Below are 14,900 nucleotides of genomic sequence, written 5' to 3'. Positions count from 1 at the left end.
TTATTTTTTTATTGGGACTACTGCGCGATCATCGGCGCAATCGATTCGACCGCCGCCCACGTCGACGGATGTTCGCTACGCTGCTCGCGCACCAGTGGCACTGCGCGCTCCCGGACTTGGAGCCTCCACAAAATCCGGGGCGCTTCATCTCCTAGTCACGACCCAAGTAGTTGGCGATCGGTAGTCATGCCACCCGGGAGCCAGACCATTGCTCACTTTCCGGTGGCCGATATGGAGAAAGGTCCAATACTAGTCCCCGCAAAATGGCGAACGTCCCGTCGCTCCCTTCAGACAGCATCTGCACCACGTCCTCCGGATTAGGCTGACCTAGTGCGATGCGATAAAGTAGACGCTGTCGCTGCAGTTGCTCAAATCGCTGCTCGTCCTTGCCAAGTGGGAGTCTGAACAAGTACCGCGTCACCCGGGCGCCGGCTACTTGCCACCAGGGCTGCAAACCCGAATCATCACCGCATCGCTCACCGGCGAGCCGCTCTACGATTGCCCACGGCGAAACGCTATTTTCAGCGTGCACACCTAGCGCCTCGCGGCGCAATGCTGTCGCTAGTGTACGGCGTACAGCAAGTCCGGCATAGCGGTTGACCCGCCCCTCCCGTTGTTCCAGTTCCACAGGCGTCGGGCAGAGATCCCAGTGTGCCACCCTTGAGCACCAAGTGTGAAAATCGAGGCCCTCCTGGCCAACTGAGGTCGACGAGAGAACGTGAGGCCAGAACGGCGTATTGAAAGCTTCGCGCAGCTCATCGGGCCGCGCTGGCGGTCGCGCGCCCTGACCATGCTTGCCGCGGTCCTGATCATCAGTGCCGCCGAACGGTACGGCCGCGTGGCAGCGTATGCGAATGCCCTTGGCAGCGCGTTCCCCGTTGCGTTCGATGACTTGAAACGTGAACGATCCCGCGCTAAGTTGAAAGGTCTTCGCCAGGTCTTCCGCGAGTTTTGGCGCACCGCCTTCGACCGTGGGTAAACGCATCCAAAAGTGTTCGTCCAGTACAGATTCGAAACAACCATCGACCATCAGGGCGTGCACGGATTCCACGACCGCTCGCTTTTTCCACCTGGCCCAGAATACCGGTTCGTCAAGATAGACCCGCAATCCGCCCCACGACAGAGCCACGAGCTTGGCGAGCTTATTCGGGGACAACGCATCCGCATAATGGCGACGTAGTGCTCGCGCGCATATGACGCCCGGCGCCGACAGCGCCATTTCGATCAGGTCGTCAAGTTCGGGCGCGCTCAACGCCTCAAGCGGCTCGACAGCGCACCATGCTTCGCGCATTGCGTTCACGCTCGTGTCCCGTCCTGCGAGTTCCGCCCAAGCGATGTGCATCTGCCCGGAATAGTCGAAAAGGCGCTCGATTGCGGCCAGTACCCTCCACACTGGCCGACGTGTAGTGCGCCGCTTCTGAGCGCGCATGCTCGGCAATGCGACTCTGCCGTCGAGAGCCCGACGAATCTGAGCGCCTAGCTCGCGGCGAACCTTGTCGGGGGAACAGGGCATACCCGCCGCAAGTGGGTCAGTGAACGTCGCGAGAAAAGGCGAAGGATGGAATAACGCGAACAGCGGCATTTGTGGCTTACCGGGCTGTAGCCGGCTCGCGCGAGTTCCTCGCTGATAGCCACGATGCACGGCACGAAGTTCAGTGGCGTCAACGGCGTAGCTAGTAAGTGCTGCGATGCTCTGCGGGGTCGCCTTAAAGCGGCTGAAAACCAAAAGCTTTTCGGGCGCGCGCTTTTTCCACGCGCCACGTAGATCCCACCAGGGCAGCGTCGGCGCGATCCAGGGCAAAGCGAGGCTCGCCGGCGGCACAACCTGATGTAGTGCGCGCAGTTTCGGATGCGGCCAAGCCGATGGCTGCTCCAGCCGCGCGACGGAGGACGCATTTAGCTTAGGGCCGCTCAATGCGCCCCGTTTGCGCTGCTTCCATGCCTCGTAACGCGGGCCGAGCGCTTGTCCTGGCAAGGGCACGGAAAGCCAGTAAGCTAGAGCGTCACATTGATCCTTCGGCCGGAACAGCGACACGAGTCCGCGGTATGCCATAAGGTCGGCGTCCGATAGCGGCACGGTGCAGTGCAATGTCTTGAAATCGGAAACGGAAGCATCCCACATGTGCCTCTCCGTTCGCGCCATTACGGTCGTCATCTTCCGTTGGATCGCATCCCTCAGATCGCGGGCCTTTGTGACGAGTTCCATCTGACATTTTGGATCGCCAGCCGCTCGAGCTATCGCTTGCAGGAATTCACCAAAACCCTGGAACTGGTCGGCCAGACTCTTGGCGAATTTATCGCTTCCCTTCAAAAACGCCAGAAGCTCGAACAACTGGTGACGAGCGTTTTCGCCGACACTCGGATAGGGCGTTCCTGACAACAGCAGGACGGCGGGACGCTTACCATCTCGTCCGTCATAAAGCGTACTGACGAGACGGTCGCGGCATCCTTGCTCGGTCACCATGTGCCGATATTTCTGGAACTCGTCAAGTATCACTAAGTCCGGCGGATGATGCAGCAATGCAGCATGCGATAACGCGCGACGCAGGCGCGTCAAAAGCGTGCGGGCGGAAGACTGGGCCACTGTGGTGCAGGTATCTAGGAGAGGTTCGCCGAACTCCTCGCGCATACACTTCTTGAATAAGTGGAGAAGCGCCAATGACAAGGCCGAAACCTGCGGCGCCATTCGTTCGCAGGCCTTTGTCCAGGTCTCGGACCCTGCTCGCTGACGCAATAACTTCTCAGACACCACGCGGGCAACGTCCGGCAGTGCCCGTTGCATGATACAGAACAGAAACGCGCGCTCATCGACTCGCCCCCCGGTAAAAGGCATCACCCCCCCCGGGAAAGACGTCGCGGGTGTCAGCGCAAATAGCTCCACGGGACCACGCAATCGAGGAGTCTTCAAGATGAGCGATAGCCGCTCGGCGGGCGAGACGAGTTCATGCTGCGTGGTTTCCTGAAGCGCTGCCACGAGCCGATTGCTGTTCTGGTGAGCAACCCGCAAACCGTTCGTGACGTAGTACACAACCACCGGGCGACGCGAATCGATCTTGCGGCGCTCGGCAACGAATGCTGAAATGATCTCCCGCGCCACCATAGTCTTGCCGAGGCCCGGCTCGTCGGCGACTAGGAAGCGGCGCAGCCCCTTGAAATCTGTGAGCACCGCGCAAGCCCGTTCAGCAGTGGCGGACTGAAAGCGTTTCGGAACAGCAGCCATCAATGAGCCCCCAGGGATGCGTGGAGGAGCTTCCAAACGCTGCGCAATTGCTCGATATGTACCTGTTCCGCAGCCGTCGGAACCGTTGTTCGCAATACCGCTTCCGCGTATGCGTCGATCCGTGCTTGAGCGGTGGCGAAAGCCTGCGGGTCACGACTCCAACTGGACAGCATCTCTTCGAGCGTAATTCGCTGGAATTGGTACGCTTTGCGGGTCTGCCGATGGGCCGATTCGTTGGTGTCATCCGGTTCGTCCGGGGTATCCGATTCGTCATCGTCCCAGTTGGGGTCGTCGGGATCCGCGCTTGAACCATTCAACATGGCACGTACCCAGACTAGGAATTGCTGCGGACCTAGATGAGCGGCGATGGCATCCCGGTCACGCTCGGCGACCAGCCCGGGCTCAATCTCGAACTTCTGAAGCCATTCGCAACTTTGCCCTGCCAGCAGGAGCTGGATGCGGACCAATCCCGTCTGCTCGGCCGGTGAGATGCTACCGAGCAGAACATCTTGCTGTCCGCTGTGCCAGGCCACCGTCTCTGCAGTCGCCAGCCCAATTCGCAAGCTGACCTCTGGGTCCGGCAGTGTCGGAGCGTACGTTGCTCGCAGCGTGAAACGATCATCGTCACGGTGAAGTCGCGCGTCCAGCGACTCAGCGAGCACACGACGGCAAGCCTCCAGCCGTTCGGTCAGGTGATCCGGCTCGACCGGCTCTTTGCGCAAACGATCGACATCGACAGGACGGCCCAAACCTTCCAGATGGTTGAGCCCATCAAGCGCCGCGACGTCGCATTCCAGCTCTGCGATGACCTCGGTGTTGCCCTCGCCCCATCCTCTTTGAGTCGCGTTTGCACTCCCGACCCACATGCGCACCGTACGCCCCGTTGCAACCGCGAGGATTTTCGCGTGAAGGCCAAAAGGAATGACCTCGTCCTCGCGCACCACGTCCGCGAGCGCAGTGTCCGGCGCTTCGGCAAGCCGCGGCGCGCTCGAATCGGGCTCTGGCTGGTCGTAAACGTACACATTGTTGGCGAATCGCGTGAGCGGACTGCCCACCTGGCAGGCTAGCTTGCGCACGGCCATCTCCGTAGAGATCAAAACGTGGCTGGTTTGCTTGTCGCCCCACGTACCGATGCGTTTAACGAACGCGCCGTCGAGAAACGGGCTCACAAGCACGATCCTGTCCGCCCTCCCGACCGCGGGTAGATCCACCTCGGTCAGCTGATCGCGCTTGAGGACAATGCGCCTAACCTTGACGCCGCGCGGCATGGTCCACTTCAATCCATCCAATTGCTCGTAGACAGCCGCGGGATGAGCCCCTGGAAGCGCGCAGAACGAAGCCAAATGGCGACCGAGATCCGCCACCCCTTCAACGCTTCGCGCGTGCCTATCCTGCGCGCCTGCCTCGAGCACCAAACCGAAATCAAGATTCCAGGCTTTCGTAAGGTTTTTGCTTCCGATCCAAAGTCGCCATGAACTCGCCTCCCCACCTCGCTCATAGCAGACCAACGCAATCTTCGGATGCCAACTGCCCTGTGATTCATTTAACGGAACTTCCGAAACGAATTGGTCAAACACCGCGGCAATTTTGACCATGCGCTGCGGCTTGGCCAGCCTGCCGCGTTGAATCGCTATGCCAACGCGCCCCTTCAGCGATTCGACGGCTTCTGCCATATCGGCGCGGCTGCCCCGTCCGTTGTCAAGATCCCTGCCGGTCAATGCAAGCAACGTGGCTCCAATCGACCATAAATCCGCGGAATAAGTGGCGAGCAGTGCGTATCGAACGCGCTCGCCGGATGGAGGCCGCAAGGCATCGAGATACGATGCGCCGGGCCATGGCATTTCCCGCCCCTTCATGGCTGACCACTCAGATCGGCAAGCATGCGCGAGACACGGTCCCACCTGTAGTGGAGCGGTTTGGCCAGCGGATAGTCTTCGCTATTCCACTCGAGGCGGCGCGTGCGCGCGAAACCGAGATCCGGCAGCCGTGCTCGAGATCCTTTGCGGTCGACCTCAGCCAGTTCATAGACCGTGCGTAGCCTCTCTAGATCCCCGTCACGACTGCGCAGCCACAAGCAGGTACTCGTCATCACGTCGCGCAGTGTCGTTGCTAGCGGCCCGATGTCCATCTCTGTAGCAGCCAAGTCGAACTGCAGTGCAGCCTCGCCGTGGTCCGTGATTATTTCCCTGAGGTAATCACGGTGCGTTGTAGCCGTGGGCCGCCGATCCAGCTGCTCACGAGTTTGTTCAGTGAGCGCCGCATACACACCGCGACCTATGCAGGCCAACGCTGCCGCGGCCCGGGCGCGTTGCAGAGGTCCAGTGTGTTCTACAGCGGCCTCGCATACTTCCTCGTCCCAACAGGTCGGCACGCTCATGAAATCCGGCAATGCGTTCAAAGCCAATCGGGCAAGTACCGAGGGAGTGCCGTTCGCGCACCGCAAGCCACACCACATTCCGCGAAAGAATTTTCGTTCAGCCAAGCTCAGCTCGAAGCCGATCTCGCCATCGGCATTCCAGTCATCTGGGATGGGGGGGAGTTCATTGAATGGCTCAATGAGATCGCCGAGCGGCACGCCATCGTCATCACGTGCGACCTTACCGGGCGAAATGCTGCGAAGCACTTCGGCACGGCTGTAATACCGGACGCCATCCTTTCGCCGCAAGATACCCCAGACGCCCAAGGCGCCCCAGTACACCACGGATGGGGGCTGATTGCTGACGTGGTTTGGACTATCGCGGCCAATGATGCCGCGCTTCTCAAGCGCACCCTCCGGCCTCTTCAATAAGCGATCGACTAAGCGACGTTCGGCGTCACGCACAGCATGCGCGACACCGCCCCTTAGTGGCCTCGTTCGCAAGCTCTTGAGCATCCACGGGACAAACAATGCATAACGAAGGCGGGTCTGGAGCACCGATGTGCCCGGGAAAAAGAGGTCCGCGTAGCGTTGGTGCAACTGCAGGAAACCGATTTCGTCCCTCACGCCACGTGATTTCTCACTCATCTGCTCTTCCGCACGGCGCAGCGCGTCTCGCGACAAGTAGGTCCAACCGAAAGTCGCTACCATAGTCCGCAACCCGAAGTCATGAAACGCATGTCGCTAGCCCAAAACCGGTCTTCGCCGGCCAGACGTTCGATCACCATTAGGATCCGACCCGCAGCGCAAGAGGAACCTAGCCGCCGTGCGTCTCAGCGCAGATCTGCCGTCCGCCTTAAAGGCATGTCGTCAATATAACGGGTGGCTCGCCAGCGTGAGAGATAGTTATGTTAACGGACAAAATCCAAATGTCTTAATGCCTATCCGCAATGTTTCGGTCTATCGCTCTAATATCACTTCACGGATTTCAGTCAGTCGAGTACGATTCGTACTGTCGTGCGGAGCAGCATCCCACGCTGGATGCACGGTTGCATTGCAAGTTATTCGCGCGTCCAGCGCAACTCTCGATAGAGGAGACCGAGCAACGCAATGGCCGCCTCCGCGTCCGCCTCGGACGGCGGCATCGTATCCCTCTTGATCCGCTCCGCCGATTTGGCTCTTGCATGCCATCGGGCGAGGATGAGAGCGGCGTTGCCGAGCACTTCCATTTCTTGACGAACGAAGAAATTGCCCAACGCTCCGAGATCCTTGGCATCTGATACATCGTCGCCCGTCTTCGCGAAGCGCGCCGCGTTCAAAGCGGCACTCGCGGCCTCGCGGCATCGATCAATTACGCTCTCCGCATCATCGCGGTATGCAGCGCTAGCAGCTTTTTCGTACTGTTCAACCACAAGGGCGGCATAGCGCTCCGAAATCAACGCAACGATTAGCTCGGGCAGGCCACTCACGCCAGGACGCGTTCTCAGGGTAATCAGTTCCTCCCCCGTCGCCAACCGCTCAACATCGACCAGTGAGTGAACGAATCCGCGCTCGCCAGCCCCCATGACCAGCACGGCACGACGGCGCTTCTTGAGAAAGTCTTCCGACGCCCGCCATGATTCGAATGTCGTTAGCCTCATCGAGAAAAATCCGCGCTCGTCTGGGCCGCCGCAACCATCTCGATTCGTTGATGTACTCAAGCCAGAAGTCGCATACGCAGGGTGCCGCTGGACCCGCCAATACGCGGGGTTTTCCTGCTGACGGCGAACGTACAGGCGACCGCGTCTCACCCGAGTAACAGGATCGAACGAATCTTCGCGAAACAGCATAGGTGCGTCCATCAGGTTCGCACCTGCTGTACCTCGTCTCCATGCCGACAACTCGCCAATATGAGACACCACCGACATAAACGGCGATGGCCAGATCGCATGCCCATACAGACCCAGCGAGCCCTCGTAGCAGAGCAACGTATTGTCATCGATCCCAATATTCAATCCGCTCATAGCAGGCACTGGAAATCAAAATATTGACAACAGGCGTGGAATGACCGTGCACGACTTACCGCACCAGCCACCGCCTCTTTTACTTGTCGGCCAATTCCAACAGTACCCTTACCGCGATGCCCTTGGATACCGTCGGCTGGACGATCGGGTGAATGTCGACGATGCGGTAAGCGGCGATCTCGTCGTCGTTGGGCCCAGTGAAGAGTGGCCCTCCTTTTACGAGATGCGGCATTGGAAGCTGCTGCTCGACCGAACATAGCTCCTCCTCCACGCCGTTGCTGACGAGGGTAAACATATATAGATAGGACGACACGCTCTTTGCTCCTCCATCCTCAAAGTCGCTCATTCTAACTGTAGACTGCCGCTCAATGGCCGCGCGGCCCCGGCCGCACCACCGTAAGGGCCCCGCATTCCCCTTTGCCATGGCGCCGACGCTCATTCGAATCGGCAAAGACAGCGATTTTGGACTTGACCCTGCACGATCGAACACGCGATCACGCTTAGGTTGGAGAACTTTCTCGCTGGCGAAACCCGCGTGGCGAGCGGTATTTCAAGGCGCCGTTCCGGCACATGTTGTTGTAGTGGGCGAACGCAATGGCCAAGTTCTGCAGCGCCGACTTCGCGTCCGGCTTGGGCATCTGCCAGAATCGTCGTCGCCTCCCTTTACAGAAAATAATCGGCAAGAAGATCGTGCAGCGACCGCGCGCCGCCTTTACCTCGAGACACTGCTTTACCCTCAACGTTCCGAGTCAATGTTGAACCAAGGGCGTAGATGTCCGACCAGCCGGTCCTCAGCAAAAAAGCGCTCTGCGACCGCGTTTTCTGGGAAGTCGTCACACCAAGAATAGCCCACAGCTTCGTCGATGAGTCCTGCTGGGTTTGCCTCAGCCGCGAAGATGTGTTCGATGCCAAACCGCAATTGGCACGATGTCGTCCGAGGCGTTACCTTCGCATTCTCGGTCGGTGGTTGATGCGCGCGGCCCGCAGTACCTCGCAGAAGATGCTGCGCAAATCGGCGCCGCAAATTGGTAGCCTTGCCCACGTACAGGCAGGGGTAAGGGGCGTCAGTCGGCCACCAGTCGCGATAATGCACATCGACGCTTATACCGCCCGGCCCTTTCAGAACGATGTGCCGATTAGCTTGCATCAACTGTGTCCTGCTCCCAATCCACCAAAAAGCGTACACGCCGGCGCTCGATGGCACACCGACGGCACCTCGTGAGTCACAGAGATCACTCACCCGACGAACCGATTCCGTCGTGAGCATTGCTGCCGTGAGCGATTGCCATGCAACTTGGACTTCCCCTGCTCGATTCCTGTCGTTCATATTCGATTGTCATGACATTGGACGAAACAATGCGACGAGCAACCGCCTGTGCCGGCGCGATTCGACCTGGGCGATTCCGCCTAGGCCGAGAAATTGTAATGTCGCAACGCTAGCCCGCGCGCGACACAGAACCAGCACCGCGCAGAAGCCTCCGATGCTTCCTATTGACCCAGTGGCAAGATCCAGCCCCCAGAACCATCGAATCTCGCTCCCACTTGCTCGCGACCTTGAGATAGAATTTTTTTCAGCACGTCGCCATCGCCGTCGATTGCCGACCGCACGACCTCGCGCTCCAACCCGACAAACAACGGCCGAAGATTCAGCCGAGCTAGCGTGCGCTCGTCAGTCGGTGATACACGCCTCTCTGCAATCGGCCCCTGACGCGTCACGACACCGCCGATGAGATCATCAGGCCAATTGGCCGCCTTTTCCGCACCGACGCCCCAAACGGTCGCAGCATCCAACGCTTGGTTTGCCCGCGCAATCAGTTGGTTCTCTAATCGTCGTGTGGCTGCAAGGTCCAATAATGCGTTCCCTAGCTCAACATGACCGAGGGAGCGTAGCAAGGCTGCGATATGGCGACGTAATAGGCCAACAAACATCGCGCGTTCGTCTTCCGGTGAAATAGGCAGGCCGGGTTCCTCGGGATCATGCACCGAGATCATCGGATTTCTTGCTCCGCCGTTTGCAGCGCCCCAACGCGTAGCAATTGCGACCCTTTTGATTGTTACCGATCGTCCGCGGCACACGACACCGACTCGCCCCGTTTGAGTCCAAGCACGCGCGAGCGCCGCACTAGGGCCTGGGCGATCATGGCACCCCTTGGCCTCTGCCACGGTGAGGTCGGACAGTCTGCACGTGCAGGCAACCCAATCAGGAAGATCTCCGCGAGCCATTCTTCTGATGCTTATGCTTCGACGAGCGTTCAAGGCAATGTTTCGCTGTCCGAGGTGAGCAAATATCGATAGGCCCATGTATCTCTCGAGATAAGCCCGAGCGACGAAGCGTCCGAACAGCCCCGACAATGCCACTTTGACCTCCCGAGCTTGCCCGAGCGGTTCTCGAAACACAAACGGCGTTCCAGGCCCCGTCGGCTCGAGCAGTGCATCAATAAACGACCAGCACGCCAAGGCAGGACCTGGAGACTGCAAAATCTCACGCACCCCCGCGTCTTCAATCTCTGTCACGGAAAGACTAACTTGCGGAGTACCGACGGGATCAGCCGTCGGCGGAACAAACGAATGTTGGAAAGTGCGTTGCATGTCAGAAGCCCCCAATTTATTTGTTCTTGCTTGTGCCCGAGCTGATCGAGCGGATGCTTAACGGGAGCAGTGACGCCCATCTATGCGACCAATACATCGCTTGCAACGTGACCGTTTCGTCACCGCGCCTTTCATCTATTTCTTCGCTCGAGGCACATGCGCAATTTGCGCTTTCAGAGAAAGCGTGAGATTCAACTTGTGCTTCGTAAAGTCCGAGAATCGATATTTCCCAGGCTCCCTCGCCAGGCCGCGTTTTCCGGGCTTTGCCTTCCACAAACCGAGTACTACGACCTCCGAATCCTCTTCGATACCATCAAACCAGTCAGCATTGTCGGTCCAGATGCTGGGTTCGACGCTGATACCATGCATCGCATCCGATGCATCGTCGACATACTTCGGGATGTGGAGGTTGATTACGTTCGTCGGTCGACCGTCAACTAGCGGACTTCGCTTTGATTTGACGACCCCGTGCAGCGCAATCGGATGTTTTACGGTCTGGAGCGACACCGCACGGAACGCCTCCATGTATCGCTCGGCTTCGAAGTAGAACGATGACCACGGCACTACCGTGTTGCCTTCGAACACAAGTTCCAGATACCTAGCGATGCTCTCATCATCGTCACATGCAGCGCGAAGCACGAGCACCTTCTTGGCCGAATTGATGTACGCCGGTAGATTTCCCGACTTGCGCTTATAAACTGTTCCTCCCGGCCGTGTCGTACCGGTGATCCGCGGCGTATCCGGCTTGCGTGTCGTCCCTAGCGCCTCCGCGATCATCATAAGCCGCAATCGATACTTGCCGTCGCGCAAGCTCTCGATCAAGCCTTCTGACGGCGTCGCGAGCTTCTTTACATTGTGCTCGACTGCGTGCGGACAGTTGTCGACATGCTCACCGTCTTTCAAGAGCCGGAAATATGCCGGCACCTTGATTGACTTGTTGTGCCGCTCGCAAGTGTAGGCGCTCTGGTGCGTTACCCCGGTCGGACAATGCTTGCAGCGCAACGGCTCCCGGCCCTTTCCTTTCGCGTAATCCTCGGCCTGCCACTCGTTACCGTCGGAGTCGATCGCCGTCGACATCTTAATGCCCATCGGTTACCTCGCGTGATCGAGAGACGGCCAGTTTAACCGTTCCGACGTTTGCCGACGTTACCTCGCAAATGAAGCCCTCGACAGAATCGTTTACGGTTTTTAGCTCCATCCCGCTGTGAAACGAGCCGCGCTAGCCGGGGATGGCGGCAGTGCCCGCCGTAGAGTCCCTTCCCACGTGGATCGCGACCGCAAATACGTGAGCGTCGGCGCGACCAATACGGCAACCGTGTCCGATTCCGTCATTCCGTCCCGCGTCACTGCTGACGGCAGACAAGCTGTTCATCGCACCGCCGCACAAAGGCTCGGACGCAGAGATTGCCGTTCATGCGTTCGCTAGCGGCCCGCCGCAGGTGTTAGCAATGGCGTCGACGAGCAAATCACGACTCGCCTCGCGCCTCGCGTGAGAGCCACATAGAGGTGTTGCGCAGTCATGCGTTCAGGTTCAAGAATGACCGCGACGTCAGCCTCCAGCCCTTTGAGAAGAAGCGTGCTTCCAACTGCGCGATGGCCCAGCGGCCGAGCCAGTTGGCGGTTTCGCTCGCGCGCCCGAATCGCCGCACCAATGAACCCGCCTTCGCCGCCCGCCGCTCTCAGCGCCGAGATACAGCAGTGCAGCACCTCGGGTCGGTAGACACGGGCACCGCGTTGGTCCGCGAGGGCTTGGAGTAAACCGATTGAGGTGGTATGGCTGGGAGACGCCACGAAGGTCACTGCCGCGGCTTCTGCAGGCGTCGCGGGTGTCCGGCCACGGCCGCCTCGTATGGTCTCGACTCGCGCGAGGAGGTTTGCAGCACCCACCCCGGTCATCAGCGAAGCCGCGAACTCGACAATTTGTCGCAGCGCGTTGGGACTCGCCAAATCGAATCCGCGGGCGAAGTTCACCAGATCCTTCAGGTCGACCGCCTCAACGGAAGTGGCGCCCGGCGTCTGCATGGTAAGTTGATGGCGACCATTAACATTGATCGAGTCGCCAATGACGAGAACGCGGCCGTCTCGGTTTGGCGCTTCTGTCCGGGCAGCCACCAATCGCTGCTGCAGCTCCGTGCCTCGAGCTAGTTGAACCCACTGGACTCCATCTGGCGCTCCTCGCAGGTCCACAGGTTGACCGGCCTCCAATGATGCGCGGGCTTGAAGTAGCCAGGCACCCAGCGCATCCATGCCTGCGAGTCGCCATCGCCAAGGGATCTGGAGAGCGCCGATCGGCGGGAACGCAACTTGTGCCTCACGCTCCCAGTGAACCAGTGGGTCGCGGAAGCCGAATATCGCCTGCATCGGGTCACCAAGGATGCAAGTGGGCAATATTTGCGCGATGGAACAGACGATGGCGTGCTGCGCAGCGTTGCAGTCCTGATACTCGTCGACCAGCAAGCGCGAATATGTTGAGGCTATGGGATCACTGATGTGACCGGTCTGCAGGAGCCCTTGCACGGCACCTCGGATAGCAGGGTAGTCCGCGTTCGGGTTGGCCAGTTCGAGAACGCGCGCATCGAGGCGCGAACGGAACGGAAACTTGCCTGCTAGCCGCATCGCGAAACCGTCGATGGTCGACACCCTATACGCTGAGCTTGGGACGCCGCCACGCTGAAGCCTAGCGCGTAGAGCGGCGACTCCAGCGTTGGTGTGCGTCAGCACCAAGACTGGCTTGTTGTCGGTGTGCTGACTCAGCGCGTCCGCGATGAGCTGGGTCTTGCCGCACCCGGCTGGGGCGGTAACTGAGCCTAGGCGCGCCTGAAAGATGTCGATTTCAGGCGGCCGCACTCGTCCACCCCCAGAGCTGGTTTGTAATTTGGATGAAACCCGCCTCTGCATTCGCGAGATGAGGGCCGACGACCGCCTTAGCGATTTCCTGGAAACCGCTCACTGACTTGAACCAGCCGTTCTTGTTATTGCGAGCGGCAAGTCCGAGTAATGCTCGGCTCGCAGGTGTGAAGCCCCCATTCAGCCGTTCGGCCTCTATGGCGTCCAAGGCAACTTGCCCGTTCGACTTTGACTTGATGTGCTCGGCCATGAGCTCGCGACCGACCATCTCATCCGCCTTATTCAGCAGCGCGTGCACCGCGTCATTGCTTGAATGACGGAATAGCTCGTCCTCGAGTGCCAAGCCTGGCCGCCATGTAATGTACTGCCCGCCAGCCGCAAGGAATCGCTCGATGAGTCCAACAGTGGAAACAGGCTTGTCCGCGTCGACGAAGACGAGCACCCGATAGCCCAACTTGAGGAACGCCTCCCCCCGTGTGAAGCATTGATCGGGGCTTCCTCCGCCTGCGTCCACGTATGAGCCTCCGTGGGCCAAGAATGACGTCGCGCCACACTGGACCCACCACTGATCCATTCCGCGAGCGAATCCGACTTCGCTGGCACCTTCGCAGACGATGACGGACTTGGACAGAAAAGCCTCGGCCGCCTTGCGCAAGGTACCCTGGATGCCGTCGTCCGTGCCAGCGCACGTAGCCGTGTGGATGCCCGAACGCTGGCGCACGACGAAAAGCTGGTTGCCAGCGAGCTCCCTGAGCGTCACCGGCGAATGCGTTGTCATAAAGACTTGCAGCGGCTCGGTCGCGTCCTTCGCTCCGAGTGAGTCGAGCAGGCGCATGAGCCGGTGCGGCTCAAGTCCGTACTCGACTTCGTCCACCAGGGCGACGGTGGCGGCCGCCGCTGCGGCCCTTTGCAACCCCGCGACAAGGAGTCGCCCTGAACCCGTGCCCAGCGACCGCAGAGGAATGCCGGTCTCGCTGTGGAGCGCGATGGCGCCGTCGCCAATCGATACCGAGTGAGCATCAAGTAGCGCCTGAGCGCTTGCACCAACGGCCACACCCAGGCCGGTAGCTGTCTGCGTGACCACTTGCAGGGTCCGGGCCAGTTGAGGGCCAGCCTGCGCGCCGAAGGTGGCGCGGGCGGCGCGTGCCGCGTCGGCGAGTTCCGAGCCAAGGTTCGCGCGCTCTTCCGTGAGTCGGTTCAACACCGAGCCCCTGGCCCAGGAAAGGTTCGTGTTTGCGTAGGTGCCGATTCGGGCTGGTGCTAGAAGGCTGCGGTCCTTCCAGGCCAGAGACCGATCCAGTTGCTGGTGGGCGGCTCGGTCGGAATAGAGCGTCCAATTCGGCTCGAGGTCACCGTTGACCTCGAGCTTCAGCGTCAAAACCGTTTCCAGACCTGCGCGCGGCTCGTCTTCAAGCAGCCCGGTGCCGAAGTCAAATCCGCGAAGGAACTCTCCGTAGGTGTCGATGTTCTTCAGCGCGTCGGGTAGTGCGCCGAGCGTGATCGCAATGGCGATGGTTCGGGTGACGTCTAGCCCAAAGAAGTCCGTGTCGCCGAAAGGTGCGCTCCTCCGCGCTCCAAGGCACAGGTCGATGGCATCGAGGATGGTCGATTTGCCACTGTCACCCGGACCAATAAGGCAATTGACGCCGTTGGACGGTGTCCAATCGAGCGTCTGTATCGAGCGGAAATTGCGAATTTCAAGGCGACGGACGCGCGTCATGTTTCCTCTCAGTTGGTCTAGTAAATATGCCAACGCGACGGAAGCCGCCGTAGGAATGCAAGGGTACTCGTCAGGCATCCACTGGCGTCAGCTGTCTCGGGCAAACCGGTCACCGCGAGTCTAGACGCTGACCGACCGCATGCAACGTATAGCGGCGACTAAAAT

At 59.8% G+C, this 14,900-nt stretch carries 10 protein-coding genes; 1 reads left to right on the top strand and 9 read right to left on the bottom strand.

The window, feature by feature from the left end; genetic code table 11:
* Window positions 1-184: 184 nt before the first annotated feature.
* The 5 genes from J3485_RS07880 to J3485_RS07860 all read right to left on the bottom strand — a co-directional run bounded on the left by J3485_RS07880 (window position 185) and on the right by J3485_RS07860 (window position 7,892).
* Complete coding sequence (locus tag J3485_RS07880; RefSeq protein WP_206951950.1) at window positions 185-3,220, bottom strand: P-loop NTPase family protein; 3,036 nt, start codon at window positions 3,218-3,220, stop codon at window positions 185-187.
* On the bottom strand, window positions 3,220-4,947 hold the full coding sequence (locus tag J3485_RS07875; protein WP_206951949.1) for a phospholipase D family protein: 1,728 nt from the start codon (window positions 4,945-4,947) through the stop codon (window positions 3,220-3,222). Before J3485_RS07875 ends, J3485_RS07880 begins: the two co-directional genes overlap by 1 nt.
* A 125-nt stretch (window positions 4,948-5,072) precedes the next feature.
* Complete coding sequence (locus tag J3485_RS07870) at window positions 5,073-6,287, bottom strand: DUF6361 family protein (protein WP_277991597.1); 1,215 nt, start codon at window positions 6,285-6,287, stop codon at window positions 5,073-5,075.
* Between the two features lie 350 nt (window positions 6,288-6,637).
* Window positions 6,638-7,579, bottom strand: coding sequence for a hypothetical protein (locus J3485_RS07865; protein WP_206951947.1), 942 nt, complete (start codon window positions 7,577-7,579; stop codon window positions 6,638-6,640).
* A gap of 79 nt (window positions 7,580-7,658) precedes the next feature.
* Window positions 7,659-7,892: a hypothetical protein gene (locus tag J3485_RS07860; protein ID WP_206951946.1), complete on the bottom strand. Its 234-nt coding sequence runs from the start codon at window positions 7,890-7,892 to the stop codon at window positions 7,659-7,661.
* Window positions 7,893-8,351: 459 nt separating this feature from the next.
* On the opposite strand from J3485_RS07860, the gene J3485_RS07855 reads away from it, so the two are divergent.
* Entirely contained in the window at window positions 8,352-8,801 is a 450-nt protein-coding gene (locus tag J3485_RS07855; protein ID WP_206951945.1) for a hypothetical protein, read from the top strand.
* A gap of 266 nt (window positions 8,802-9,067) precedes the next feature.
* On the opposite strand, the gene J3485_RS07850 is transcribed toward J3485_RS07855, so the two are convergent.
* The 4 genes from J3485_RS07850 to J3485_RS07835 form a co-directional block, all read right to left on the bottom strand.
* Window positions 9,068-9,571: a hypothetical protein gene (locus J3485_RS07850; protein ID WP_206951944.1), complete on the bottom strand. Its 504-nt coding sequence runs from the start codon at window positions 9,569-9,571 to the stop codon at window positions 9,068-9,070.
* Between the two features lie 732 nt (window positions 9,572-10,303).
* The gene (locus J3485_RS07845) at window positions 10,304-11,257 is read right to left on the bottom strand and encodes a hypothetical protein (RefSeq protein ID WP_206951943.1); all 954 of its coding nucleotides are present in this window, start codon (window positions 11,255-11,257) and stop codon (window positions 10,304-10,306) included.
* A gap of 333 nt (window positions 11,258-11,590) precedes the next feature.
* Window positions 11,591-13,066: a UvrD-helicase domain-containing protein gene (locus tag J3485_RS07840; protein ID WP_206951942.1), complete on the bottom strand. Its 1,476-nt coding sequence runs from the start codon at window positions 13,064-13,066 to the stop codon at window positions 11,591-11,593.
* On the bottom strand, window positions 13,002-14,735 hold the full coding sequence (locus J3485_RS07835; RefSeq protein WP_206951941.1) for an ATP-dependent nuclease: 1,734 nt from the start codon (window positions 14,733-14,735) through the stop codon (window positions 13,002-13,004). The genes J3485_RS07840 and J3485_RS07835 overlap by 65 nt, the downstream gene beginning before the upstream one ends.
* Window positions 14,736-14,900 lie beyond the last annotated feature (165 nt).

Source organism: Trinickia acidisoli (assembly GCF_017315725.1).
Classification (GTDB): Bacteria; Pseudomonadota; Gammaproteobacteria; order Burkholderiales; family Burkholderiaceae; genus Trinickia; species Trinickia acidisoli.
This window is presented reverse-complemented; position numbering and strand designations above follow the sequence as displayed.

Excerpts from the sequence above, each read along its gene's own strand:
- J3485_RS07880 (WP_206951950.1), bottom strand. The coding sequence starts at position 3,220 with ATGGCTGCTGTTCCGAAACGCTTTCAGTCCGCCACTGCTGAACGGGCT.
- J3485_RS07870 (WP_277991597.1), bottom strand. The coding sequence starts at position 6,287 with ATGGTAGCGACTTTCGGTTGGACCTACTTGTCGCGAGACGCGCTGCGC.
- J3485_RS07865 (WP_206951947.1), bottom strand. The coding sequence starts at position 7,579 with ATGAGCGGATTGAATATTGGGATCGATGACAATACGTTGCTCTGCTAC.
- J3485_RS07855 (WP_206951945.1), top strand. The coding sequence starts at position 8,352 with ATGTCCGACCAGCCGGTCCTCAGCAAAAAAGCGCTCTGCGACCGCGTT.
- J3485_RS07850 (WP_206951944.1), bottom strand. The coding sequence starts at position 9,571 with ATGATCTCGGTGCATGATCCCGAGGAACCCGGCCTGCCTATTTCACCG.
- J3485_RS07845 (WP_206951943.1), bottom strand. The coding sequence starts at position 11,257 with ATGGGCATTAAGATGTCGACGGCGATCGACTCCGACGGTAACGAGTGG.
- J3485_RS07840 (WP_206951942.1), bottom strand. The coding sequence starts at position 13,066 with ATGCAGAGGCGGGTTTCATCCAAATTACAAACCAGCTCTGGGGGTGGA.
- J3485_RS07835 (WP_206951941.1), bottom strand. The coding sequence starts at position 14,735 with ATGACGCGCGTCCGTCGCCTTGAAATTCGCAATTTCCGCTCGATACAG.